This is a genomic window from Lysobacter sp. Soil_N_51, assembly GCF_057655755.1.
Map to the genome: position 1 here is coordinate 181,760 of NZ_JBDGLR010000010.1, position 23,885 is coordinate 205,644.

Consider the following 23,885-nt stretch of genomic DNA (forward strand, 5'->3'; position numbering starts at 1 on the left):
CGCATGGGTATTCATCAATGAGAACTTCGGACGCATACGCCGTGCTGCTGAGGGAACTGGAGGCCATCCGCAACCTCCCTGAGGCGGCGCTCATCGCCTTGGCGGGATGCGCAGCTTCGACCCGAGTCGTCGACGTGAGCGGGGAGCTGATCGAGATCGAGTGTCAGGTCGCTTGGCAAGACAAGACGCATGGCGCCGTTCGCGTTACCGCGCACGCTCGCGGTCCGAGCACGTGGCGCCATGAGCATCTGCAGGAAGCCATCACGATCGCCGTTTCGTCAGGCGCCGCTGCCGATATCTGACTTCAAGCCCAAGCGACTTCGCGGCAGACCGCATTCAAGCCTCGATGACGCAAAGTGTGGACGCACGAGTCCGCCTTGACCGTGCAAGGCAACCGCACGAACGGCGGTTCGCCCCGGGTCGATCTCCCCCGATGCATAATTCATGCCTTACAGGGGCGATTCCGTTATGGGCGGTGGCCGGCTTCATAGCCAACGGAAGGCGTTGCAGCTCGCGAAAACGGAGTCGGTTGGTGAAAAGAGCATGGTTTTTTGCGTTATACCTGTTCTGGTCGACGGTAAGCGTCGCCAGCGAAACCGGGGTGCACACCGGATCGAGTATCGACTTCTCCTCGGCGCGCGCGCTGCGCGAAGCAGCCGGGCCCTGCCGTTTCGACGGCGAGCCCGACGGCGATGCATTCAATTCGCTTTATGACGAGCAGAACGATGACATCGCGCCGGACCAGGGCATTCGCCGTTATGCGGTGAGTGCCGCTGGCTTGTGGCGATTCGGCCTGGAGCAAAAAGGTCGGCGCCTGACGCCGCCGATCTTCGACCGCATGCAGCCGATCAATGACCGATTGCTGCAAGTCGCGCGCGGGAGCTGTCAGGGCGTGATCGACGTCCACGGCGCCACGGTGTTGCCGCTGGCCCATGCGAGTCTGGGCGTGGATCACATCAACGACGACGGCAGCGTGGTGCTGGTCGGCGGCGATCCCCTGGGCATGCAGCTGATCCGCATCGGGCCCGGCGATCGTCCGCTTGTGCGGCGTTCCGACTATTACGCTTACCTTTCGCCTTATCGCGGCAGAAGCGGCGGCGAGACGTACTGGTATGCGCCGAAGGCCGATGCCGGCGCGACCGGCATACTCGCGTCCGACCTGCGCGAAGTGCTGCCGCCGCGTTTCGATTCGATCGAATTCGTCGATGCCGCGAGCGGCGGAATCGACAGGTGTCCGGCGTCGAAGCCAAGTCAGGAGCAGGCTACGGGACACGGCGCCGGACTGTGGATCGCATTCGCCAAGCAGCGGGTCGAACTGTTGAGCGAGTGTGGCCCGCACCATGCAGCCGACGGCATCACCAAGGTGATCGAGCTGCGCGCGCTGACCGACGGGCAACCGGCGGCGCTATGGCGGTGGAATACGCTGGTGGCGCTGGCGCTGGACATGAAGGGCGATGGTTGTGTCTTCCTCACCCTGGACCTGACCCCGTTCGCCCGCGCGCCGCATGGCCTCAACGGCTGCAGGGCCGCGATCACCGGATCAGGAATGCTGGTGTTGCCGTCGGAGGACGGCAACACCGAGTTGTTCCGTTTCGATGCTCGCGGCGAGCCGCGCCGGGTGGGACGCTTCGAGGGACGGCTGTACATGCAGACTCAGGACTTCCTGGTACTGCAACGCGCGCGCGGCTATGCGGTGATCGACGGGGCCGGCCGCGCGCCGTTCGGCGACGATTTCCAGGATGCGGCACCCGGTTGTGGCGCCGTGCCGGTGTCGTTGCGACGCGGCGGGCTGTGGTACTCGCTCGATATCAACACCGGCACCCTGGGCAAGGGCACGCCGGGCAAGCCGTTCTTTTTCAGCTGCTGACGGCGGCAGCCGACTTCAGGCGAGTCGAGGCTGCCGCGCCAATGCCACGGCGTCGGCGCCCGCCGGGAAAGCAATCGGTCCGACGCATCCGGCGACCGCTAACCGACCACCATCGGTTCGTAAGTTTCCGCCGCATATGCCGCCGCGCCGAGCAGGCCCGCGCAGGCATGCACGACCGCCAACGACGGCACGTCGGCCATGGCCGGCGAAAAGCGGCCCTTGGCTTCGAAGGCCTGACGAAAGCCGCGCGTGCGCATCGCATCCAACAGCTTCGGCACCACGCCGCCGGCGAGGAATACGCCGTCCCAGGCGCCGAGGGTCAATACCAGATCGCCGGCCATCGAGCCGAACGCGGCGCAGAACAGATCCACGGCTTGCTGGCAGTGCGCATCCCCGGCCGCCGCGCGCGTGTTGATCTGCGCGGGCGACAACGACTCCGCTGCCAGGCCTTCGACCTCGCACACCGACAGATACAGATTCACCAGCCCGGGCCCGGATACGAGTCGTTCGCACGACACCCGACCGAAGCGGCGCATCAGGCATTCCAACGTGCGCAAATCCCGCGGTTGCGACGGTGCGAAACCTGCGTGGCCGCCTTCGGTCTCCAATGGAAAGCAGCGGCCGTTGCGAACCAGCAGGCCGCCCACGCCCAGGCCGGTGCCCGGTCCGATGACCGCATAGGTTTGCGTTGCGCGCGTGTCGAAGCCCGGCCAGCCGACCGCACCTATCGCGACCACGTCGTCCGCGCGCAGACGCGAGATCGCCATCGCCTGCGCGGCGAAGTCGTTGATCAGCGCCACCCGCGGCGTCCCCAGCGCGGCGCCGATTTCGGGCGCGCGGATCTGCCAGGGATGATTGGTGATCTGTGCTTCCTCCAAGCGTACGCGGCCGGCTACCGCGAACACCGCGGCCTCGGCGCGCTCGCCCAGTTCGTCGAGGAAATGGCGCGCGGCATCGGCGGCGCTCGCGAAATCCGCCGCCGGATACTCGCGCACGCTGTCGTGCAGGAGCGGCGCGCTGCGCGCCAGTTCCGCCATGGCGAAACGCGCGTTGGTGCCGCCGATGTCGCTGACCAGTACCCGCATCAGCGAGCGTCTCCGGAAACGGGTTGCAGTTGCAGCGATGCGAGGTCGGGCGTGCCCGAGACTGCCTCGATCACCAGCGTGTTGCGGCCGTGTGGCAGTGCCACCGACTGCGATTGATTGACATCGATCGGCGCCAATGCGTTGCCGTTGACCTTCGTGCGTACACGGCCCGAGGTACCGCGCACCGTCAACGCGTAGTTGCCGGCAGCCTCGACCTCGATCGTGTACTTGAGCCATTCGCCGTTCTGCATCGCGGCCACGCGCAGGCCGTCGGCATCGCGAATCAGGTCCACGCCGTCGTTGCGATACAACTGCGACGGGTTCCAGTCGCCGCTCGGCTTGCCGCTTTCGTTCGCCGCGGTCAGGTCGAAATAGGCCACGCCGTTGCGGCCCATGTCGAAATCGACCGCGGCCACCTCGCCGCCGCCGGACGCGATCGCATTGCGCTTGAACGGCAGGCTGCGGTCGTCGCGCGGCGCGCGCAGCCAGGCATCGACCACGTCGGGGTGGCGCGCGTTGTTCTGCAGGCGAATATCGTGATTGGCCAGAGTTAGCAGCGCCTCGCGAGCTTGTTCGCGGCTCGGCCGGGGGCCTTTGCCTTCCCAGTACGCCAGCACCCGCTCATAGCCCGGGTTGCCGATCACCTGCAGCGGGTTGTTGTAACGCAGCTTCTTCACCGGCCAGTTGGCCCAGCCGATGCCTTCGCCTTCCATCGTTTCGACGGTGCGGGCGAACCAGTCGTTGGAGTTCTCGCCGGTTTCGCCGAGCCACAGCGGGATGTTCCAGCGCGCGCGCAAGGCCAGCTGATCCTTGATGCTGTCGCGGCCGGTGCCGTTCCAGTACTTATGGAAACTCAGCACCAGGTTGTCGTCCCACAGACCGGCGTCGAGCACGCCCCGGTAATTGTTGCCCCAGCAATTGCCTTCGATGATGACGATGTGGCGCTTGTCGACCTCGCGGATCGCCGCGGTGGTGCGCACCAACAGCTCGCGCAGCGGCGCATTGCCGGTTTCCTCGCAGCCGTTCTTGTCCTTGGCGCTGGCGAAGCCCCAATTGGGCTCGTTGATGATGTCGTAGCCGGCGACCGCGGGTTCGTCGCGATAACGCTGGGCCAGTTTGCGCCACAGCGCGACCATCTTGTCGCGGTTGGCGGCGTCGTCCCACAGCGAGGGCGTGGACGGATCGCGATCGGAGATGTTGAGGTCGTTGCCCTGGCCGCCTGGCGCCGCGTGCAGATCGAGAATCACGTACACGCCGTTGGCCTTGGCCCAGGCGATCAGTTCGTCGGTGCGACGAAAGCCGTCCTCCAGCCAGGTCTGCTGGCCCGGCACCGGCTCTTTCGACACCGGCAGGGTGTAGAGCGCGTAATGCATCGGCAAGCGAATGGAATTGAAGCCCCAGGCCGCCAAGGTGTCGATGTCGTCCTTGCTGACATAGTTGTCCAGCCAGGCCTGGTAGAACACTCGCGTGTCCTGCTCGCCGATCAGATCGACGATGCGCCTGCGGATCGTGTGCTGCATGCCCGGACCGCTGAGCCCCAGCATGTAGCCCTCCTGCAGCATCCAGCCGCCCAGACCCACGCCGCGCAGAATCACCGGGCGGTTGTGTTCGTCTACGATCTGCTGACCCTGCGCGCGCAGAAATCCCTCGGCCTCGGCTGCTTTCGGGGCGAAGGCCATCGCCGCGCACAGACCAACCGAAGCCAGCGCGACGCCGAGGCCTCGCGTGTTGCCGGAGCGAGTGTTCATGCAGTCACGCGACATTGGCGGGCACCGTCGCACGCGGCGCGCTGGGACAGTACTGGCTGAGATAAGCCTGGTGCGGCGGTAATGCGCGCACGGTGGCATCGACCTGGTTGCGGATGTCGTCGAGGAACCGCCGCAGATCGACCTCGCTCATGGTGTCGGCGGTCGGATGGTGCGTCTTCGGCGTGATGCCTTGTCCCATCATCACTTGTATCCACGAGTTCTCGGCGAACAACTCGCCGGGTACGTGGAACACCGTGCCGGTCTCGCGGAACAATTCGATGCGGCGACGCAGCGTATCGGGCAAGCTCATGCTCGACACGTACTCCCAGTACGGCGAATCGCGACGCTCGGTGGCGTGGTAGTGCAGCACCACGAAGTCGCGGACGTGCTGCAGTTCCTCGGCCATCTGGGTATTGTATTCGTCGACGCCGGCCTGGCTGATCACCTGCGGGAACGAACGGATAAGGTGAGTGATGCCGCGCTGGATCAGATGGATGGTGGTCGATTCCAGCGGTTCGATGAAACTTCCGGCCAGACCGAGTGCGATGCAGTTATGGCTCCAGCACTGCAGGCGCCGTCCCGGACGGAACCGCACCGGCCAGGGATTCTTGAGGATCTCGCCGTCGACGCTGCCCAGCAACGCCTGCTTGGCCTCATCGTCGTCGACGTGACGGCTGGAATAGACGATGCCGTTGCCGACCCGGTGCTGCAGCGCGATCCGCCACTGCCAGCCCCACTTCTCGGCGATCGCGCGGGTGTACGGCACCGGATCGCATACCGAGGTGGTCTGCACGGCGATGGCGCTGTCGTTGAGCAGCCAGTGCGACCAATCCTCGAAGCCGACGCCCAGGGTTTTGTCGATCAGCAGCGCGCGGAAGCCGGTGCAATCGATGAACAGGTCGCCTTCGATCACTTCGCCGCGCTCCAGGCGCAAGGCGGTGATGCAGCCCGAATCCGGATCGGTGAGCACTTCGACGATCTTGCCTTCGATGCGCCGGCATCCGTTGCCCTCGCTCATCGTGCGCAGGAAACGCGCGTACAGGCTGGCGTCAAGGTGGTAGGCGTAGTTCATCCGGTAATTCTTCAGATGCGCGAACTTGCCTTGCAACGCGGCCTGCAGTTCGACGCAGTAGTCGTCGTAGCTGCCGGCCAGGCCGAGCTCGCGGCCCCTGCGCCAGAAATGCTGGAAGCCGGCGCTCCAGTGATCCTTGCCGGTGCTGCCGAAGGAATGGATATAGCGGTGCTGCTCGGTGGTCCAGTTTTCGAACGAGATACCGAGCTTGATCGTGCCCTGGGTCGCGGCCATGAACTCGCGCTCGTCGATGTCGAGCAGGCGGTGGAACGTGGTCAGGGTCGGAATCGTGGCTTCGCCGACGCCGACGGTGCCGATTTCCTCCGACTCGATCAGGCTGATCTCCAGGGTGTCGCCGAAGATCTTGGAAATCGCGGCCGCGGCCATCCAGCCCGCGGTGCCGCCGCCGGCGATCACCACGCGCTTGATCGGTCTGGCAGCGCTCGCATTGCGCTCGGCATCGTTATGCATTGCGTCTCTCAACGGTTCAGGCCGTGTAGCAGGCGCGCGCGCAGTTCGCGCGCGCGGAGTTCGTCGATCGGCGCGAGCAGGCCGCGCACCGCTTCGGGAATATGCGCCGCGGTCTGCGCGTCGGCATCGAAGACGTAATGGCGGAACACCTCGCGCCAGATCTCGCGTTGCTCGGGCGGCAGATCGCGCACGCTCATGATCGCGAGCAGCAACGCGTTCATCGGCGTGTCCATCCACTTCGGCGATTGCCGCCACCAGTAGTTGACCAGCACGTTGAATGCATCCAGCGCCTGCATGTGGTGCCACCACATGCTCGGGATCAGCACCGCGTCGCCTGGCCCGAGTTCGGCGGTTTGCGCGTGGCGCAAGGCGTCGGCGAATCGGGGAAAACGTTCTTGGTCGTGCTGGTAATCCGGCGCGGTGAAATCGACCAGGCTGACTGCTTGCCCGGCCGGGGTGCGGTCGAGCGGACCGATGTAGAGGTTCTGCAACTGGTCCGGCGGAAACAACGTTACCCGACGCCGACCGGCGACCACGCAGGCGATGTTGTCGGGGACGTCCTGATGCGCGGGGATGCGGGTGCGATTGCCGATCCAGATGCTCGCCAGTGGCTGCACTGCGCCGAAGCCGAGGTCGTTGTGTTCGCGAAAACCCGGCAGCCAGGTATCGATCGTGGTCGAGCCGACGTAGATGGTGGACGCTGCCGGATCGTTGAGTTGTTGCAGCAAGCTGTCGAGCACGACCGGTAGCGTCGCCTTCTCCTGCGAAAAACCGAAGCCGAGCATGTCCTCGCGATAGGAAATCCGTCCGCCTGCCTGCGGCGGCGCGATGCTGACCGTAACCGGCATGTCGCGCGCGAAACCCTTGAGGTAGGCGATCGCTTCCTGCGCCGACGCCGCGCCGGCGCGTGCGATCGGCCAATCCGCCGTGAGGCCGCGCAAGACGTACGGTCGGGTGGGATGCAGCAGGGCCTCGGGCAGCGCCGCCGCGTCGATGCCGTGCAGTTCCTCGATGGCCTCAGCGATCGGCGGCATGGCGGCGGTTCATTCGTTCGATCAGGTCGCGCAGATGCGACATCGACGCCAGCGCCATGTACGCGGCTTCCAGATAGCCGGCTTGCGACAGCTCACGCAGTGCCGCGGCATCGAGCTCGCGCAGGCGTTGTTCGTCGATGGTGTGGAATCCGCTCAGGCGCAGCTCGGATCGGTCGTCCAGGCGGATCTCGAGCGCGAACGGTTCCAGCAGACGATGGCGCAGCAGCGCGGCGATGAAGTCCGCATTGTCGCGCAGGCCGTCGTGCAGCGCGCGCAGCATCGAGGCCATGTGCTCGAGGTACGCGGTGGTGCCGCCGTGTTCGAGAAACAGCGGCTCGCCTTCGGCCGCGTCGCCACGGGCGACGCGGGGGTGAGCCAGGTCGATATGGATCATCGGTTCGTCGTCGGCGATACCGATCAGAAACGGCAGGCGCTGTACCGCGATCGGCAGGTAATGCGCGTCCCAGCGTTGGATGCCGGAACCTTCGCCGTCGAGAAACAGATTTTCGTCCGGCCGCAGGCCCAGCAGCGCCATCGGCTGGAAACCGCCGTCCGCGGTCTTCTGGAACACCACCGGATAGTGCGCCTGCAAGTCGCGGAACTCGCGAAAAAACGTCGGCGCCAGCATCGTGTCGTCGCCGTAGCGAGCACCGCGGGCGGTGATCACGCGCAGGTCGTGGTGATCGATGTTGTTGAGCAGGACGGCTTGGGGCATCGCGGTTTCCAGGATCGGTGCGGGCCATGAGTGAGCGTGGCGCCCAGCGGGTGCGGATGTCCGCGGAACACCCGCCGCGGCGCAGGTTTCCGCGGGGCTGCGGCCGCGGTGGCTGCTCCGCAGGAGAATGGACCCGCGGCGCACCGAGCGGAAGGCCCGTGCATGCTAGGCGCATCGTGCGGCGGACCGCGACCGAAGACGCTGTTCGCCGCGCACTCGCCGTCGACGTCGCACGGGCCCGCCGAAGCAGTAGCCCGTGCGCGTCGCCGGCAAGGCGTGGCGATCGCCGCGATCAGAACTTGTAGCGCACCCCAAACATATAGCGTGGTCCGGACTGATCGTAGGAATACAACTGGCGTGAGTTGCGCCCGTGGGTCCGCATGGTCTCGTCGGTGATGTTGATGCCTTCCAGCGACAGCACCAGATTGTCGTTGACCGCGTAGCTGACGTTCATGTCCAGCTGCCCGTAAGCCTCGACGTAGGCGGGATTGGCGCCCTTGCCGTCGCCGAGCGAGGTCAGGAACTTGTCGCGCCAGTTGTAGGCGGCGCGCGCCTGCCACGGGCCCTTTTCGTAGAACGCGACGAGGTTCGCCGAATCGCTCAGGCCGGTCATCGCGAACTGGGTGCCCAGGCGCCCGTCGTTATAGGTCAGACCGGAATTGACGATGGTGTAGTTCGCCGCCAGGCCGAAGCCCGAGTCGCCGAACACGTGCTGCAGGTTGAACTCCCAACCGTCGAGCGTATCGGAGCGGTTATTGACTGGCGCGGTGATGTTGAACGCCAGCACCGGATCGCCGGGCTGGCCGGTGATCGTGCCGGTGGCGATGCCGTTGGCGTCGACGCCGGTTCTGACCACGCCGGGTTGGCCGTTGTAGGTGTTGAGGATGAAGTTGCGGATGCACGGTCGGTCGGTGGCGGCGCAGCCCTGGGCGATGGCCTGATTCCAGTACGCGCCGCCCGCGGGCGTGTGCAGATCCGGATAGGGCGTCTGACGACTGACCTGATCGGCGATGAAGTTGTCGATCTTCTTGCGGAAGTAACCGACCGAGAAATAGCTCGATTCGCCGTAATACCACTCGTAGGACAGGTCGAAGTTGCGCGATTCCAGCGGCTTGAGCCCGGGATTGCCCGCGCCGCCGCCGCCGCCGTCGTAGCGCGCCTGACCGCCGACGCCCAGCGCCGGATTCAGGCTGCTCCAGTTAGGCCGGCCGATCGACTCGCCGTAGCTGGCGCGCAACTTCATGCTGTCGGTCAGGTCGACCGACACGTCCAGGCTAGGCAGCCAGTACTTGTAGTCGCCGTCGAGATTGCGGAACTCCGAACCGGAGTAGCGGATGATGAATTCGTTCTCCGACAGCCAATCGATACCCGATGGCGCCGGCTGCAGCGCCGAGGCCTTGACCTTGGTGCGCTCGTAGCGCACGCCGGCGGCGAGGTTGACCGGCAGCTTCCACTCGAAGGTATTGCTCCACTGCACGTAGAAGCTGCTCGACTCTTCGCGCACCTGGCTGTCGCCCACGGTGCGGTTGGCGGTGCTGCCCGGAACCGCGGCGCCGCTGTAATCGAACGACGCGCGGTAGTCCTCGCGCGAGCCCTTGCCCGCGGCGACCCACGCATCCTCGGCCAGTTGGCGCACCTGGTCGAAGTCGAACAGGAAGAACGAATCGGTGAAGTTCGGATCGTTGCTGCCGCTGACGCCGTTGAAGAAATCGCCCATGTGCTGCAGGCGCCAGACCGAATCGGGGTAATCGTTGACGCTGGTCGCGCCGCCCCAGGTATCGAGCTGGACGTTGGTGAAGGCCGAGCGGTTTTCGTAGTCGGTCGAGGCGACGCCGAAATTGAGCTTGGAATAGTTCTGGAACTCGAACTCGCCGTTGGCCTGGAACTGTTCGATCTTCGCGCGGTGCATGTCGTTGCGGAACACCGAGCCGGCGACCAGCATCTGCGCCGGATCGATCGCGGTCATGCCGGCCGGCAAGTGCAGCGTCAGCACCGGGAAATCGCGGCTGAAGTCGATGGTATTGCCGGCGCGGAAAAAGCCTGCGGCGCCCAGGGTGTTGCTCGAACCGTACGGGCTGTCGGGCGAGGATTCGGCGGTGGAGCGGTGGTAGTCGAAGTTCAGCTTGAAGTTGTCGGCCACGCGCCAATCGACGTTGAGGCCGACCGACTTGTTCTCGCGCTTGACCGCGGTCTTGCTCGCGCCGTTGGCGAAGTCGGAGTTGCCGTTGTAGCGCTCGTCGTAATAGGTCGGCGAAGAACCCGAACCCTTGGTCCACGAACTCGTGCCCGGGGTGAAGTTCAACCACACCGACATGTCGTTGCGCAGCTGCTCGATCTTGTTCTGCGAATAGGTGTAGTCGAGCGTGGTGGTGAGGTTGTCGGTCGGCGCCCACTGAAAGGTGAGCTGGCTGTTGACGCGTTCGCGTTTGACCGAGTTGATGCTGTAACCCAGGCTTTGCGGCATCGAGTAGACGTCGTTCGGGCCGGGGCGGTTGGTGATGTTCTCCGAACCGGGCTGTCCGGGCAGCGGCAGCGCCGAGCCGGCGCCTTCGCCGTTGGGCTGCGGGGTATCGATGAACGGACGCCAGCCATTGCCCGAGGCCACGAACGCCGAGGCCGAGCCGGATTCGCGCTTTTGGTAATTCGCGCTCAGCGCGATGCCGAAGCGGCCGTCGGCCGAGGTGTTGCTGAAAATGCCGGACGCGTCCGGCGTCACCGAATCGCCTTTGTAGGCGCCCGGAAGATCGTCGTCGGAGCCGTCCCAGATGCCCTTGATGCCGGCATTGGCGTGCAGGCCGGGATTGTCCAGCGGCCGCGCGGTCTTGATGTTGATCGTCGCGCCGATGCCGCCGGTGGGCGTGGCGGCGCGGCTGGTCTTGAACACCTCGACCGCGGAAATGGATTCGGCCGCCAGGTCGCTGAATTCGAACGCGCGGCCGCCGGTCGCGGTCGGCATCTGCCGGCCGTTGAGCAGCACGAGGTTGAAGTCGGGGCCGACGCCGCGCACGGTCACGCGCGAGCCTTCGCCGTTGCTGCGGTCGATCGACACGCCGCTGATGCGCTGCAGCGCCTCGGCCAGGTTGGTGTCGGGGAACTTGCCGATGTCCTCGGCGGCGATGCCGTCGACGACGCCCTGCGCGTCGCGCTTGAGGTTCATCGACGAGGTCAGGCTTCCCTTGATGCCGGTGACGACGACGGTGTCGAGCGTCCTCGCATCGCGCTCGGCATCGGCTTTGGGCTGCTCGTCGGCAGCGGTGCCCGGCGTGGTCGTGGTCGTCTGTGCGTACAGCGGCTGGCCGAGCACCAACAACAGTGCGGACGCCAGCATGGTGTGCCGCGGGGCAACACGCGTTTGCTTCATCGAAACTCCTCCCCAGGATCTTGCGATGGACATGCAGGTGCATCCTGCGTGCCCCGAAAGTGCCGCGGGGCGATTTGACACGTGGATTGACAGCGCTGTCAATAAAACAGGACACAGGCTGCTGATGACTCGACAGAAAGCGTTTTCTTGGCGGGTTTATTTGTCGCGGCGCAACATGGCGATGGCGCGAAACGGCCTTGCGTCGCGGGATGGACGATGCGTGTGCGCATTCATGGCGGGATGGCGCCGCGTTGGACGTTCCATGCGGGCGAGGCGTCCGCTCCTCGTCCTGGCAACAAGGCAGTAGCAGCGCGTGTCTTGGCGTCCGACGCTTTGCTGACCGGGGCGCGCGACGCTCCCACGATCGCCTGCGCACGCACGGCAACCGATCACGCATCGCAACTGAGACCGCCGACCGATATGCGCGATCGCGTAGGCGCGCCGATCCGCCCGGGGCCGGGAAAGCGGCCGCGAGTATCGGTTATGCGACCCGACGCGTGCTATCGATTCGCGCGATAGCGGCGTGCTTGCCGCCGCGGATGCAGTGAACGGAACTGTGCGCTGCAGCCGATTTTGCGCGGAGCACTCGAAGGCGGACGCAGTCGGACAGGGGCGCGCCATGGCGAACGACAAGGACGATGGCGATACAGGCGGCGGGCCATCCGCGTACGACAAGCCGACGACGCTTGCGTCGACGCCCGGTCTCGATGGACCGCTGCGCGGGCCGCATCGTCTCGGTTCGGTGGTGTTGACCGATTCAGGCGCTCACGCGCGACGGTTCGCCGATCCGGATTTCGGCTTTCGCCATCGGACAAGCACGGCCGGAATTTCGATCCGGCCGCGGCAGTTCGTCGTACAACGCGCGCGCGCCGAACCGGCGCCGTCGCGATCCACCGATGCGTTGTTGTCGGAAACGTCCGGTGCGGTCGCGGCGGTCACGCGCTGGCTGCGATCGGAGGGAGTCGATGTCGACGGGCGGCCCGATATCCGGCGTTGCGACGGCGGCATGTCGCATCTGACCTATCGCCTGCGCTACGACACGCACGACCTGGTGCTGCGCCGGCCGCCGCCGGGGCAGGGCGGGTTGCAGCGGATGCGGCGCGAGTTCGCCTTGCAGGCCGCGCTGCGGCCGCATTGTCCGGTCGCCGACATGGTCCGTCTGTGCGCGGATCAAGGCATCGTCGGAACGCCGTTCTATGTCATGTGCTACGTTCCGGGGATCGTGCCTCGCCGGCGATCGTTCGGCGGCGTCGCTTTGTCGGTCGGCGATGCGCGGCAGGTGTGCATCAACCTGCTGGAGCAGATGCTCGCGTTGCATCGGATCGATCCGCGTTCGCTGGTCTCGAAGCATCTGACCCTGGCGCCACCCAGCGCGAGCCACCTGCGCAAGCTGCTGCTGCACTGGTTGAGCCGCCACGCCCGGCTGAGGACCTGGCACGGCGCCGATCTGCGCGCGATAGGCCAGTGGTTGCTCGACCACGTGCCCGAGCAACGCCACGCCGCCTTGCTGCACAACGATTGGCGGCTCGACAACATCGTCTTCGATGCGGCGCGGCCGACGCGGATACGCGCGGTGCTGGATTGGGAATTCGCCTGCCTCGGCGATCCGTTGATGGATCTGGGCATCCTGCTGTCGTACTGGACCGAGCCGGGCGACAACTTCGTCGCGCGGCGCTATCAATGGCAACCGTCGCACTTGCCCGGCATGCTCGGCCGCGAGGAACTGCTGGATCGTTACCTGAGCGCGTCCGCGCGCGGCAGCAAGGACTGGACGTTCTATCGGATCTTCGGTTTGTTCCGCTATCTGCTGACCTTGCAGGAACTGCATCAGCGGCATGTAGTGCAGGGCGGCGAAGAAAGGCAATTCTTCCGCGGCATCTGGGTGCTGAGCCATTACGTCAACTGGACATGCCGCGGGTTGATGCGGCATGCCTAGCCTGATTTGGCATGAGCGCATCATGAGCGATCTGTCCGCTTCGCTGGATAGGCTGGCGTTTCTTCCGCGCGGCTGGCGCTACCGGATCGTATCGGCGGCGCTGGGCCGGCAAAGCCGGTATTTCCGCACCCACGGCTTCCGCATCGTCGCCATCGAACCGGGCAAGGTGTCGATTGTGGCCGGCAATCGTCGTCATCTGCGCAATCGCGCCGGCGGCATTCATTCGATGGCGGCAAGCCTGGCCGGCGAATACGCCGCCGCGCTGGTGATCGCGCAGCATCTGGCGCGCGGCGCGAAGCTCGTGGTCAAGGCGGTGCAGGCCGATTTCCGCAAGCCGCTGTGCGGCGACATCCAGGCCAATGCGTCGATCGACGCGGCGCAGCTCATCGCCGTGACCGGTTCAAGCCAGGGCAGGGCGCGCATCGCGATGCAGGTGGTCGATGCGAGCGGCCAAGTGCCGATCCGCGGATACGTGGATGTGGTGTGGCGCTCGCGCTAGCGCGCACGGGCGTCGCGACGCTGGCGAAGACACCGCAGTGGATTAGATCTTCACGCACGCAAACAACGGACCACTTCTCACCTCGTCGATGGAAACAAAATGTCCGACCCATCGCCATCGTCGCCTCGATCCTCCGACCGTCTGCTGCGTGTCACCCGACTCGCGGCCTGCTTCGGCTTCATGGTGGTCCAACTCGACATCACCATCGTCAATCTGGCGCTGCCGACGCTGGCGAACGATCTGGCCGCCGACATCGCAGGCCTGCAGTGGGTGGTGGATGCCTACACCCTCCTGTTCGCCTCGTTGCTGCTGTCGGCCGGCGCGATCAGCGATCGCTTCGGTGCCAGACGCAGTTTTCTGATCGGCCTGGGCGGATTCCTGCTGGCCTCGGCGGCATGCGGCCTCGCCCAGAGCCTGACCCAACTGGTGGCGGCGCGCGCCGGCCAAGGATTGTTCGCCGCCTTGATGGTGCCATCCTCGCTGGCCCTGCTCAATCACGCCTACGCGCACGACCCGATACAGCGCGCACGCGCCATGGCGGTGTGGACCGCCTCGGGCGCCGCGGCGGCGGCGATGGGCTTGTTATTGGGCGGGGTGCTGTTGCAAACGCTCGGGTGGCGCAGCATCTTCTTCGTCAACCTGCCGCTGTGCGCGCTCGGCATCGTGCTGGCTTGGCGCATCGCGGAAACGCCGCGCAAACCGGACAGGCGCCTCGATCTGGCCGGGCAGGTGTTGGCGGTGGTCGGCTTGGTCTGTTTGATCGGCGCGATCATTGAGACGCCGCGCCTGGGATTCGATCATGCCGTGGTCCTGGGCGGGTTCGGTTTGGCCGCGGCATGCGCCATCGCGTTTGCGATCGCGCAGACGCGGGTCGCGCAACCGATGTTGCCATTGGCGCTGTTGCGCTTGCCCAACTTCAGCATCGCGCTGTTGTCCGCCATCGCGATCAGTCTGGCCTACTACGGCCTGATCTTCGTCATGAGCCTGTACCTGCAGCAGTTCGCCGGCTATTCGCCGCTGCAGACCGGTCTGGCCTATGTGCCGCTTACCTTGGCCTTCATCGCGGCCAATCTGCTTGGCGGCCGGCTGCTGGCGCGCTATGGCTTTCGCGTCACGATCCTGTCGGGCCTGCTGCTGTGCGCGTCGGGCTTCGCGTGGCTGAGCCGGCTCGGGCACGGAGACAATTACTTTTGGATATTGCCGGCGTTCCTGGCGGTTCCCGCCGGCATGGGGCTGGCCATGCCGGCCACCACGACGATGATCCTGGCCAGCGTGGACCGGTCCTGGTCGGGCATGGCCGCCGCGGTGCTCAATGCGGTGCGCCAGACCGGCGCGGCGCTGGGCGTGGCCTTGTGCGGGCTGTTGCTGGCCGATGCGGTACGCATCGATGCCGGCCTGCGAATCGTGTGCGTCGTTTGCATGGTCGGGCTGCTGGTATCGGCGGGTTTGTCGTGGCGTTATATCCGTGACGGCGGTTCGGCCTGAGCCGGTAAGGTTTGGGTCACTATCGGCGGCTTTGCGCAGCGCTTGTGTACGATGCCAAGTATCGCGGCGACCTGTTTTTCGACCGCCGCATCCAATGCGTTCGTGCCTTCGCCGAACGTCGCGATGCAACAGAAAGGCGCGAGCGAAAGTTCAGCGCGCGACTCATTTGACAGTGGTCGATACCGCTGTTTAGAGTGCCGAGGCGGTATCTCTTGAGGTACGTCGCCGATGAAAATCGGTTCGCGGTGAGAGGCCGCAAGGCTCGAAATCGATGTCCGGTGCGACGGAGTTTCGCCACACGGAGCCGCCGTCTGCCGGGCGACATTCAGTACTCAAGGAGGACCTGCAATGCAAAGCAACGATATCGTCTCCGCCTGGCTCACCGGCGCCAACAACGTCGGCGGTTACAAGAATCCGGCGGGACCGCTCTACATCGAAGGGGAGATCGCGATGGACGAAGCGATGAAGACCCCGTTGACCCACTCCACTTCGATATCGACCTGCCCGAGCGGCCGCTGCTACTGCTGCATGTAAGCCGTTCACGAGGTCGTCGGCGCGCAATCCAGCCGGGTTGCGCGTCGTCTCGGTACTGATTCGGTACTTTCATGGGCCGACGGCCCGCTCTCCCAAATTCCATCGCGGTGTCGCAATGACCGAAAGCCGTATCCACGAGGGCTTCGGTCCGATCATCGATCACTTCACCGCGGCCGCGCGCGACGCGTTCGACTCCCGGCTCGCGGCCTTGCCCGCCGGCCTCGACCCGCGCGAATCCGAACTGATCCGCGCGGCGCTCGCGCAAGCCCTGTACGAGAACGCGCGGCTCAAGCTCAATCGGGTGCTGCTGCTTGAGCTGCATGCGGCCAAGCTCGGCGGCGAGCTTACCGCCGAAGACGAAGCCGGCCGCTTCGCCCAGTTCGTCGCCAAGGCGCTGAGCCCGGAATTCGCCGAACTGCTGCGGCATCGCTACCCACCGCTGCGCGAGCGTCTGCAACGCGCGCTGGATCAGCAATGCGCGGCGATCGAAACATTAGCGGCGCGCCTGATCGCCGATCGCGCGGCGCTGGCCGAGTTCATGGGCGCCGCGCTCGGCCGCCTGATCAAGCTCAGCCTCGGCCAGGGCGACCTGCACGAAGGCGGGCAGACCGTGGCCCGGCTGACCTTCGAAGCCGGACAGGTCATGTACAAGCCGCGTTCGCTGCGCATCGATGCGGTGTTCGATGCGTTCCTCGCTCAACTGTTCGACGAGGAGCAACGCATCCGCGTGCCCGCGGTGCTCGATCGCGACGACTACGGCTGGGCTGCCTTCATCGATCATCGCTACTGCGACGGCGACGACGAACTGCGCCGCTTCTATCGCGGCCTCGGCCATTGGCTGGCGATGCTGCGTCTGCTCGGCGGCACCGACATCCATCTGGAGAATCTGGTCGCGGCCGGCCCGGTGCCGGTGGTGGTCGATGTCGAGAGTCTGTTCGCGGCCGCGCGGCCGGTCGCGTCGTCGAACTATGGCCAGGCCTACGACCTCGCCCAGACCTTGATCCAGGATTCGGTGCTGCGTACCGGCATCGTGCCGTTCCGTTCGCGCAGTGTCGGTTTCGGACGCGCGGATTTGTCCGCCGCCGGCTCCTTGCCGGGCGAGCAGCCGCAACTGCAGGTCCCGGTGATCGCCGACGACGGCACCACCGCCGCGCGGGTGGAACTGGTCGAGGCGGACATGGAGCGGTCGCAGAACCATCCCAGCCCGAACCCCGATGTGTCGCGTTATTGGGATGAGATCACCGACGCCTTTCTCGACGCCTCGCATCGGCTGCGCCGACTCGACGCGGACGGCCGGCTCGCGCTGTTGCTCGCCGCGTTCGAAGGCTGCCGCGCCCGCGACGTGCGCCGCACCACCCAGGTCTACGTGGAAATCGGCCGCATGCTCTGGCATCCGGCGTCGCTGCACGAGGAAGCCAAGGCGATCGAGCGCGCCCGCACTCTGTTTTCCAGCGCCACTGGAGGCGCGCGGCCGTCGCCGGAGGATATCGCCGGCGAAATCGAGGCGCTGCGCTACGGCGACATCCCGATCTTCGCGCTGTCGCTGTCGCCCGAACGCATCGCCGCGACGCTCGCCAACTGGCGCGGCATGCGGATCGAACTGGAGGAAATGACGATCCGCAGTTCGCTGGTGGTCACCCAGCTCAACAGCGGCGCGGATGGTCCGGACCAGCGCGACAGCCGGTCGCATTACGCTCGCCATCCGCATCGCGACCGGCTCGACGAACGCAGGCGCCGGCTGGCCGCCGACACGATGCGGCGTCTGTTGCAGCTTGCCGTGCATGGCGAAGACGGCTCGGTCACCTGGATCACGCCGGAAAGTTTCGGTAGCCAGGGCTGGCATGTGCAGCCGTTAGGCGCCGACGCGTATTTCGGCCTCGGCGGCGTGGCGGTGACCTTGGCCGGCTACCGCCATGAAGTCGCGCACGGACGCGCGGATCCGGTCGCGGGCGTGGATGAAGCGCTCGAAGGTGCATTGCTCGCCCTGCAAACCTTCGTCGCGGCCGAAACGCCGGCAACGGTCGGCGGTTTCACCGGCGACGGCAGCCGCATCTGGGCCTGGCTGGTGTTGCACGATCTGCTGAGGCGGCCGCAATTGCTCGCCAATGCTTGTGCGTGCGCGGCGGCGTTGGAGCAAAAAGGCTTCGACGACGATCCCAGCCTCGATATCACCGATGGCAGTTGCGGCGCCATCGCGCCATTGCTGGGCCTCGCCGAGGCAAGCGCCGATCCACGCTGGCTGGCGCTCGCCGCACGCGCGGCCGCGCATCTGGAATCGAAAGTGCGGGTCGACGAACAAGGTACCTACTGGCTCACCGCGGGCATAGCCGACCCGATCGGCGGCTTCGCCCACGGCGGCTACGGCATCGGTTGGGCCTTGGCACGCCTGGTCCAGACCGAAGCCGGCAGCGAAGACGATCGTCGACGCTGGAACGCGCTCGCCGAAGGCGCGTTCGCCTTCCAGGACTCGCTGTTCGACGCGGCGGTCGGCAACTGGCGCGACGTGCGCATGAAGGACACGGTCAACTTTCCGACCTGGTGCAACGGCGGAGTCGGCATCGGCCTGGCCGCGGCCGATCTGTATGCACGCAATGGCGATCCGCGCGATCTGCGCGACTTGCGACGCGCGGTGGCGGCGTCGCGCGGCCAATGGGGCTTTACCCACACGCTCTGCCACGGCGATTTCTCGCTGTGGGAATTGCTGGTGCGCGCGGCGGCGCTCGATCCGCAAGGTTCCGCGATCGATTTTGATGAGGCGACCGCCGAAGTGGTCTCGGCGATCGAAGAGCACGGCATCGTCGGCGGCATCACCCGTCAGGCATTCACGCCTGGTCTGATGACCGGTCTGGCTGGGGCGATTCATGCGCTCAACCGGATGCATCCCGATTGCAATCTGGCTTCGCCGTTGTTGCTTGAATGCCGGCGGAAAAATGCGAAGGAGCGCGAGACGGTGGCGGACATGGAGGCATTGGCGATTTCCTGAGCGTGCGTCCTAGATAGCGGACGTCTTCTCGCCTTGAACGGCCGGTTCTCTCCGCCAGCGTGAAAGCCGAATGTCGGCCCAGGAACGCTCCGGCGCGTCAGGGCCTTTGCACGCTCACCAGATCGCCGTTCGATCCTCGTTCGAACAAGCGATGCTCGCGCGTTTGCTCCGGATTCCAGCCCGCCGCTATCGCGGCATCGATGGCCAAGCGCACCAGTTTCGGAGTGACGGGGGCCAGTTCGAAAAGCTCGTGGCGCCGTTCGCTGGGCGCCGTGATGATCGGGCCATAGTTCAGCCATGGATCGTCGAAGCGGATGCGGACTTCGAGCGGGAAATCCTTGCGCCCTCGCTGCTTCGACCAGACTTTCAGGACGACGTGGTTGGGATCGATGGGACGAACGATCCATGAGTACTTGGTCGCTCCAATCGTCATCAGCCGGGGTCGCGCTTTCGTGGGCATGCGGGTCGTTCTGGGCTTGGCGGCAATAAGCGATGACGAGTGTATCCGCTTACAGCGAATCGCCCGCGGCATTATGGATCGTTGTTGCGCGCAACGCCCGCAGCGATACATCGATGGAACAGATCGAAGCATCCGCGATCGGCCAGGCGCAAACGCGCTGCGCTAGCATGAGCCGTATTGAACTCGCCAAGTGGAGCGGTGCTTTGTCGTTCTCAGATCCCCAAGCGGTCGCTCGTTACGCACAAGGCCCGGTCAGGCAGGTTCCCGGCTTTCACGCCCTGCAGCAGATGACGGCGTTACTGCTCGCCGAGGCGGTTCCTGGCGATGGCGAAGTGCTCGTTCTCGGCGCCGGCGGCGGCCTGGAGTTGAAGGTCTTCGCCGACGCGCAGCCCGAATGGCGTTTCGTCGGCGTGGATCCGTCGGCCGAGATGCTGAAACTGGCGAGCGAAACCCTCGGCCCGCTCGCATCGCGGGTCGAACTGTGCGAAGGCTATATCGACACCGCGCCGGTCGGCCCGTTCGACGGCGCGACTTGTCTGCTGACCCTGCATTTTCTGCCCGCCGAAGAACGCCTGCGCACGCTGGTCGAACTCAGGCGACGACTCAAGCCCGGCGCGCCGTTGATCGTGGCCCACCACAGCGTTCCCGACGATCGCAAGCTGCAATGGCTTCATCGCTATGCGGAATTCGCGGTGGCGTCCGGTGGTATTCCCGCGCAGGACGCGGGCAAATCGGTCGTCGCACTCGACAGCCGGCTGCCCATGCTTTCGCCCGAACAGGATGAGGCGTTGTTGCGCGACGCCGGATTCGAGAATGTCGAACTGTTCTATGCCGCGTTCACGTTCAAGGGATGGGTGGCGTACAACCCGTCCTAACCGCGGCTGATCGGAAGTCTACGAGCCGCTACCTTCTACCGAGGTGCCTGCACGCCTCACCGGCTTCACCGTCGCTTCCACCAGTAAAGCCATCGCCGATGGGATTTACATTCCGCGGTAGAGCACCAAGCAGCCGCGATGAATTTCCGACGTTGTCGCGGCGATTTCGGCCTGACCATGCATCGACGGCATGCAGCGTTCGCGTAGACGATTCAACTCGACATCGATGGCGATCGTGTACGCTCGCGTCTCACGGCGGCATCCAGCCGAACAGGCTTGGCGACGCGGCCGATTCGAGGTCGAGCCGTATGGGAGAGGAGATCGTTTGCATGCCGACTGGAAACCTGTTCGCCGATGCCGATGCGCCTGTCCGGGGCGAACGCTTCGAGACCTTGCTCGCGCACAAAAACCTGGTCGTCGAACGAATCCTCAGCTCCGCCGCGACGGTTCCGATGGAATACGTGCAGGCCCAGGACGAGTGGGTCGCGCTGCTGCAGGGTGAGGCGACCCTGGAGGTCGCGGACGAGACCATCGAGTTGCAGGCCGGCGGTTATGTGTTCTTGCCCGCCGGTACACCGCACACTGTGCGAAGGGTTTCGCAGGGAGCGGTCTGGTTGGCGATTCATCTGCATCCGGCGCCGATGTCGGGCGATTGAGGCGCCAGGCGACGGTCGCATCGCTCGCTGGACTGAGCGCGGGCTGGTTCCACGTCCGCGCCTGAATCCCTGGCCATTCTCATCGGCAGACGCGTGCACGGCGGTACAGGCGACGCCGCGATCCACTCCGTCATGCGTCATCAATGACATATGCGGCTTGCGTCGCAGCCCGCGGATACCGACCTTTTGTCGCATTTAATTCAGTGGAGGAATCGGTGAAAGCCTGCTTTTTCGTTTCGATAGCGGCGAGTCTGTTGATCGGCTGCGCCACCGCGGGTCCGAGCGCGGCGAAGGGTCGCGCGGACTCGCTGAGCTCCCGTCTGGTGGGTACCTGGCAGGTCATGGAAATGACCGACACCGATTCGTCCGGCGTCGTCCGGCACCCCTATGGCGAGCATCCGCTCGGATACATCGTCTACGACGCGACGGGCCATATGCACGCGCAGGTCATGCGAACGCCCGCGACACCGCCGTTCGCCGCGGGCGACCAGAACGGCAGCGAGCGCGAAGTCCGCGCCGCTTACGACGGTTATGTCGCGTACTTCGGCACCTACCGGGTCGATGAAGCGCAGAGCAAGGTGATCCATCAGGTGCAAGGCAGCCTGATGCCGAGTTACACCGGCACCGATCAGCCTCGCCCGATCAAGCTGGTCGGGGATGAATTGATCATCGAAGGCAGCACGCCCGAAGGCGGTTTCTACCGGCGCTTGCGCAGAGTGAAGTAGCGGACGTCCGCGACGAGCAAGGCGTTGACGTGCAAGGCGCGATCCTGCTCGAGGCCACGACCGCGCGCACCCAGGACCTGATCGAGCGCGTCGGCGGAACGCCGAAGTTCATCGCCGTCGCCCTGAAGTAACGGGCGAATGCCGCGGCCTGCAGCGGCGGTTCTTTCGCCGGCTATCGCGCCAGTTGCTCGTTCGTCCCGGATCGGCAGGATCCCGATGTCTATTCGTACAACTGCTTCGGCGTGATGAAAGCGAGGATTTCGCCAGCCATTACGTGGTGACGCAGCGCGCCGTCGCCGATGTCGTGAACGGAAAACCGCGGGTGGTCGACCCAGCCGAAACCGCGTCGCGGCTCGGTCGGGTCGAGAAGAACGGGCCGTCGTCTACACGGCCCAGGATGGCTCAGTGGCCCTTGCCGTTACCCTTGCCGTTGCCGTTGCCGTGGCCCTTGTCTTTGCCGTGGCCCTTGCCGCCGCCGTGCGATTCGCCGCCCTTGTGGCTCTTGCCCTTGCCGTGGCCTTGCGAAGACGGATGGCCGGAGTCGTACGAGCGGTGATCGGGTCCTTTCGACTTGCCATGGCCCTTACCGGGTCCATGATCGGCCCAGTTCACATGCACGGACTGATCGACACGGATCGGATAGCCCCAACGGTCGTAAGTCGTCACCGCGCCGCGCTTGAGCGCATGGAACGCGGGCGAGCCGGGCTTGATGCCCATGCGCTTGGCGACCGCGCCCCAACCCTGCCCGGGGTTGCGGTCGTACTCGCGCACGACGTTCTGGCAAGGCACGCCGAGCGAACGCGCGAGCGCGCAGGCGTAGTAGACATCGCCCGGCGCCCAGCGCCGACGCTGCAGCAGCTCTTCGACGTACGAACGCGGCGCACCGTAGTAGCCGCTGATTTCGTCGACGAAAGGCTCCGGATAACGGCGGCCGTAATCGTTGATCTCGCCCAGCCGCGTATCGACCCAGACGTCGCCGGTGCGGATGTTGTAGCCGACGGTCTGGGCCTGCGCCGACAGGGCCAGGGAAAAGCTCAAGCCGAGCATCAGGCATAGAGCGGAACGTTTCAGGGATTTCATCGCAGGCACCTCGTCGTAGTGCATCAGAGCGGGAACGGCGATCGCGCGGCATCCTTCGGCGCGCCGTGGCGAGAGCTTAGCGCCAAAGACCGCCGGTGGCGGGACCGGGCCGTAGCCGTTCAGCGGCCATGCCGGGGCATGACCAGGAGGTGGGCTTGAGACGGGTCCGATCGGGCCCGTTGACGTCAGGTTCATCAGCGATGCAGGCCTGTGCCATGGAGTACCGGATGCCGCTCACAGTGAGTGGACGTCGCCATCGACGTCCGCTCATGCTGGCTTATACACCCGTCGTTTCGTCGCGGGCGCGGGGATCAGCGTTCGGGTTCCCACACGAAGCTGTCGCCCTGAGCCTTGAACTGGCCCAGGCCGGGGAACGGGAAATGCACGGCGTACACGCGCAGCTTGCCGTCGGCGGCGCGTTGCATCAGCGCGCGCCGGCTGGTCTGAGCCAACGGTGCGTTCTGGTCGTATTGCACGGTCCACTCCGGGCGCTGCACCGAGATCACGAAGTGATGCGCGCTGTCGCCGATGTAGAGCAGGCGTTGATCGCCAGATGCGATCTCGTAAGCGCTGTGGCCCGGGGTATGTCCGTCGACGGCCACCGCGGTCACCACGCCGGGCACGATCGCCGCGCCGGGCTGGAAGGTTTCGACCTTCGGCGCGATCGCGGCGACCAGCTTGGCGGATCCGTCGTCTTTCTTCATCGCATCCCATTCGGGCGCCGACAGATGGATCTTGGCGTTGGCGAAAGCGAGCGCGCCGTCCTTGCCGAGCAGGCCGCCGGCATGATCGGCATGGTGATGCGAGAGGAAGATGTCGGTGACCTGCGAGGGCTCGACGCCGGCCGCGCGCAGCGACGCCGGCAAGCGTCCGGCGCGCGCGAACGAGGCATCCGCCGCGCCGGTATCGAACAGCAGCACCTGCGCGCCGCTGCGCACCAGCAGCGGTTGAATGCTCAGGTGCAGGGTGTCGGTCGGTTGGCCCGCCGCGGTCAGCAGCGCGTTGACCGCATCGGCCGGTTGGCCGATGGCGAAGGTCTTACCGTCGTTGGCGACGTCGATGTCGCCGTCTTTCAGCGCCACCGCGTCGAGCGTGCCGATTTTGAAACGGAACACATCGGCGTTCGCGGGCTGCGGCGCGGATGTCGCGGCCGGGGCGGGCGCCGGGGCGTCCGCCTTGGGTGTTTCGGTCGGCAGCGGCCGGGATTGCGGGCATCCGGCCAGCATCGCGGTGGTGAACAGCGCGAGCGCCAAGGTGGAGAGGTGGTTACGGGCCATGAGGATGCTCTCAAGGGGAGAG

The 23,885-nt window shown here is 65.7% G+C and carries 20 protein-coding genes; 10 read left to right on the forward strand and 10 right to left on the reverse strand.

Annotation, left to right across the window (positions count from 1 at the left end; all coding sequences use genetic code 11):
• Positions 1–41: 41 nt before the first annotated feature.
• Together AC3A4T_RS20140 and AC3A4T_RS20145 are read left to right on the forward strand one after the other, a co-directional pair.
• Complete coding sequence (locus tag AC3A4T_RS20140) at positions 42–302, forward strand: hypothetical protein (protein WP_487677010.1); 261 nt, start codon at positions 42–44, stop codon at positions 300–302.
• A 44-nt stretch (positions 303–346) separates the two neighbouring features.
• Complete coding sequence (locus AC3A4T_RS20145) at positions 347–1,867, forward strand: hypothetical protein (RefSeq protein WP_487677011.1); 1,521 nt, start codon at positions 347–349, stop codon at positions 1,865–1,867.
• Between the two features lie 98 nt (positions 1,868–1,965).
• Here AC3A4T_RS20145 and glk read toward each other — a convergent pair whose 3' ends face one another.
• The 7 genes from glk to AC3A4T_RS20180 form a co-directional block, all read right to left on the reverse strand.
• Entirely contained in the window at positions 1,966–2,952 is a 987-nt protein-coding gene (gene glk, locus AC3A4T_RS20150; RefSeq protein WP_487677012.1) for a glucokinase, read from the reverse strand.
• Positions 2,952–4,700, reverse strand: a complete 1,749-nt coding sequence (locus tag AC3A4T_RS20155) for a cellulase family glycosylhydrolase (RefSeq protein WP_487677013.1) — start codon at positions 4,698–4,700, stop codon at positions 2,952–2,954. The genes glk and AC3A4T_RS20155 overlap by 1 nt, the downstream gene beginning before the upstream one ends.
• A 4-nt stretch (positions 4,701–4,704) precedes the next feature.
• On the reverse strand, positions 4,705–6,243 hold the full coding sequence (locus AC3A4T_RS20160; RefSeq protein ID WP_487677014.1) for a tryptophan halogenase family protein: 1,539 nt from the start codon (positions 6,241–6,243) through the stop codon (positions 4,705–4,707).
• A gap of 8 nt (positions 6,244–6,251) precedes the next feature.
• Entirely contained in the window at positions 6,252–7,277 is a 1,026-nt protein-coding gene (locus AC3A4T_RS20165) for a cupin-like domain-containing protein (RefSeq protein ID WP_487677015.1), read from the reverse strand.
• Positions 7,261–7,992, reverse strand: a complete 732-nt coding sequence (locus AC3A4T_RS20170; protein ID WP_487677016.1) for a SapC family protein — start codon at positions 7,990–7,992, stop codon at positions 7,261–7,263. Before AC3A4T_RS20170 ends, AC3A4T_RS20165 begins: the two co-directional genes overlap by 17 nt.
• Positions 7,993–8,284: 292 nt before the next feature.
• Complete coding sequence (locus AC3A4T_RS20175; protein ID WP_487677017.1) at positions 8,285–11,353, reverse strand: TonB-dependent receptor; 3,069 nt, start codon at positions 11,351–11,353, stop codon at positions 8,285–8,287.
• A 765-nt stretch (positions 11,354–12,118) separates the two neighbouring features.
• A complete protein-coding gene (locus AC3A4T_RS20180; protein ID WP_487677112.1) occupies positions 12,119–12,292 on the reverse strand; it encodes a hypothetical protein in 174 nt (57 codons plus the stop codon).
• Here AC3A4T_RS20180 and AC3A4T_RS20185 point away from each other — a divergent pair.
• The 5 genes from AC3A4T_RS20185 to AC3A4T_RS20205 all read left to right on the forward strand — a co-directional run bounded on the left by AC3A4T_RS20185 (position 12,258) and on the right by AC3A4T_RS20205 (position 18,790).
• Entirely contained in the window at positions 12,258–13,289 is a 1,032-nt protein-coding gene (locus AC3A4T_RS20185; protein WP_487677018.1) for a phosphotransferase family protein, read from the forward strand. The two genes, AC3A4T_RS20180 and AC3A4T_RS20185, sit on opposite strands and share 35 nt — an antisense overlap.
• A gap of 22 nt (positions 13,290–13,311) precedes the next feature.
• Complete coding sequence (locus AC3A4T_RS20190; protein WP_487677019.1) at positions 13,312–13,788, forward strand: DUF4442 domain-containing protein; 477 nt, start codon at positions 13,312–13,314, stop codon at positions 13,786–13,788.
• Positions 13,789–13,887: 99 nt separating this feature from the next.
• Positions 13,888–15,273, forward strand: a complete 1,386-nt coding sequence (locus AC3A4T_RS20195) for an MFS transporter (protein WP_487677020.1) — start codon at positions 13,888–13,890, stop codon at positions 15,271–15,273.
• Between the two features lie 348 nt (positions 15,274–15,621).
• Positions 15,622–15,807: a DUF6229 family protein gene (locus AC3A4T_RS20200; protein ID WP_056106709.1), complete on the forward strand. Its 186-nt coding sequence runs from the start codon at positions 15,622–15,624 to the stop codon at positions 15,805–15,807.
• Positions 15,808–15,922: 115 nt separating this feature from the next.
• The gene (locus tag AC3A4T_RS20205; RefSeq protein ID WP_487677021.1) at positions 15,923–18,790 is read left to right on the forward strand and encodes a type 2 lanthipeptide synthetase LanM family protein; all 2,868 of its coding nucleotides are present in this window, start codon (positions 15,923–15,925) and stop codon (positions 18,788–18,790) included.
• Positions 18,791–18,887: 97 nt separating this feature from the next.
• Here the strand turns inward: AC3A4T_RS20205 and AC3A4T_RS20210 are convergent, their stop codons facing one another.
• Positions 18,888–19,250, reverse strand: coding sequence for a hypothetical protein (locus tag AC3A4T_RS20210; protein ID WP_487677022.1), 363 nt, complete (start codon positions 19,248–19,250; stop codon positions 18,888–18,890).
• A gap of 167 nt (positions 19,251–19,417) precedes the next feature.
• Here AC3A4T_RS20210 and AC3A4T_RS20215 point away from each other — a divergent pair, with 167 nt between their 5' ends.
• The 3 genes from AC3A4T_RS20215 to AC3A4T_RS20225 all read left to right on the forward strand — a co-directional run bounded on the left by AC3A4T_RS20215 (position 19,418) and on the right by AC3A4T_RS20225 (position 21,506).
• On the forward strand, positions 19,418–20,125 hold the full coding sequence (locus tag AC3A4T_RS20215) for a class I SAM-dependent methyltransferase (protein ID WP_487677107.1): 708 nt from the start codon (positions 19,418–19,420) through the stop codon (positions 20,123–20,125).
• A gap of 329 nt (positions 20,126–20,454) precedes the next feature.
• The gene (locus AC3A4T_RS20220; protein ID WP_487677023.1) at positions 20,455–20,781 is read left to right on the forward strand and encodes a cupin domain-containing protein; all 327 of its coding nucleotides are present in this window, start codon (positions 20,455–20,457) and stop codon (positions 20,779–20,781) included.
• A 215-nt stretch (positions 20,782–20,996) separates the two neighbouring features.
• Positions 20,997–21,506, forward strand: a complete 510-nt coding sequence (locus tag AC3A4T_RS20225) for a lipocalin-like domain-containing protein (RefSeq protein ID WP_487677024.1) — start codon at positions 20,997–20,999, stop codon at positions 21,504–21,506.
• 402 nt (positions 21,507–21,908) lie between these two features.
• Here AC3A4T_RS20225 and AC3A4T_RS20230 read toward each other — a convergent pair whose 3' ends face one another.
• Together AC3A4T_RS20230 and AC3A4T_RS20235 are read right to left on the reverse strand one after the other, a co-directional pair.
• Positions 21,909–22,586 (reverse strand): hypothetical protein, encoded by a 678-nt coding sequence (locus AC3A4T_RS20230; protein ID WP_487677025.1) that lies wholly within the window; start codon positions 22,584–22,586, stop codon positions 21,909–21,911.
• A gap of 311 nt (positions 22,587–22,897) precedes the next feature.
• The gene (locus tag AC3A4T_RS20235) at positions 22,898–23,863 is read right to left on the reverse strand and encodes an MBL fold metallo-hydrolase (RefSeq protein ID WP_487677026.1); all 966 of its coding nucleotides are present in this window, start codon (positions 23,861–23,863) and stop codon (positions 22,898–22,900) included.
• Between the last annotated feature and the right edge of the window lie 22 nt (positions 23,864–23,885).

Coding starts and splice junctions, on each gene's coding strand:
- AC3A4T_RS20145 (WP_487677011.1), top strand. CDS start 347: ATGACGCAAAGTGTGGACGCACGAGTCCGCCTTGACCGTGCAAGGCAA.
- glk (WP_487677012.1), bottom strand. CDS start 2,952: ATGCGGGTACTGGTCAGCGACATCGGCGGCACCAACGCGCGTTTCGCC.
- AC3A4T_RS20155 (WP_487677013.1), bottom strand. CDS start 4,700: ATGAACACTCGCTCCGGCAACACGCGAGGCCTCGGCGTCGCGCTGGCT.
- AC3A4T_RS20160 (WP_487677014.1), bottom strand. CDS start 6,243: ATGCATAACGATGCCGAGCGCAATGCGAGCGCTGCCAGACCGATCAAG.
- AC3A4T_RS20165 (WP_487677015.1), bottom strand. CDS start 7,277: ATGCCGCCGATCGCTGAGGCCATCGAGGAACTGCACGGCATCGACGCG.
- AC3A4T_RS20170 (WP_487677016.1), bottom strand. CDS start 7,992: ATGCCCCAAGCCGTCCTGCTCAACAACATCGATCACCACGACCTGCGC.
- AC3A4T_RS20175 (WP_487677017.1), bottom strand. CDS start 11,353: ATGAAGCAAACGCGTGTTGCCCCGCGGCACACCATGCTGGCGTCCGCA.
- AC3A4T_RS20190 (WP_487677019.1), top strand. CDS start 13,312: ATGAGCGATCTGTCCGCTTCGCTGGATAGGCTGGCGTTTCTTCCGCGC.
- AC3A4T_RS20195 (WP_487677020.1), top strand. CDS start 13,888: ATGTCCGACCCATCGCCATCGTCGCCTCGATCCTCCGACCGTCTGCTG.
- AC3A4T_RS20200 (WP_056106709.1), top strand. CDS start 15,622: ATGCAAAGCAACGATATCGTCTCCGCCTGGCTCACCGGCGCCAACAAC.
- AC3A4T_RS20205 (WP_487677021.1), top strand. CDS start 15,923: ATGACCGAAAGCCGTATCCACGAGGGCTTCGGTCCGATCATCGATCAC.
- AC3A4T_RS20210 (WP_487677022.1), bottom strand. CDS start 19,250: ATGCCCACGAAAGCGCGACCCCGGCTGATGACGATTGGAGCGACCAAG.
- AC3A4T_RS20215 (WP_487677107.1), top strand. CDS start 19,418: ATGAGCCGTATTGAACTCGCCAAGTGGAGCGGTGCTTTGTCGTTCTCA.
- AC3A4T_RS20220 (WP_487677023.1), top strand. CDS start 20,455: ATGCCGACTGGAAACCTGTTCGCCGATGCCGATGCGCCTGTCCGGGGC.
- AC3A4T_RS20230 (WP_487677025.1), bottom strand. CDS start 22,586: ATGAAATCCCTGAAACGTTCCGCTCTATGCCTGATGCTCGGCTTGAGC.
- AC3A4T_RS20235 (WP_487677026.1), bottom strand. CDS start 23,863: ATGGCCCGTAACCACCTCTCCACCTTGGCGCTCGCGCTGTTCACCACC.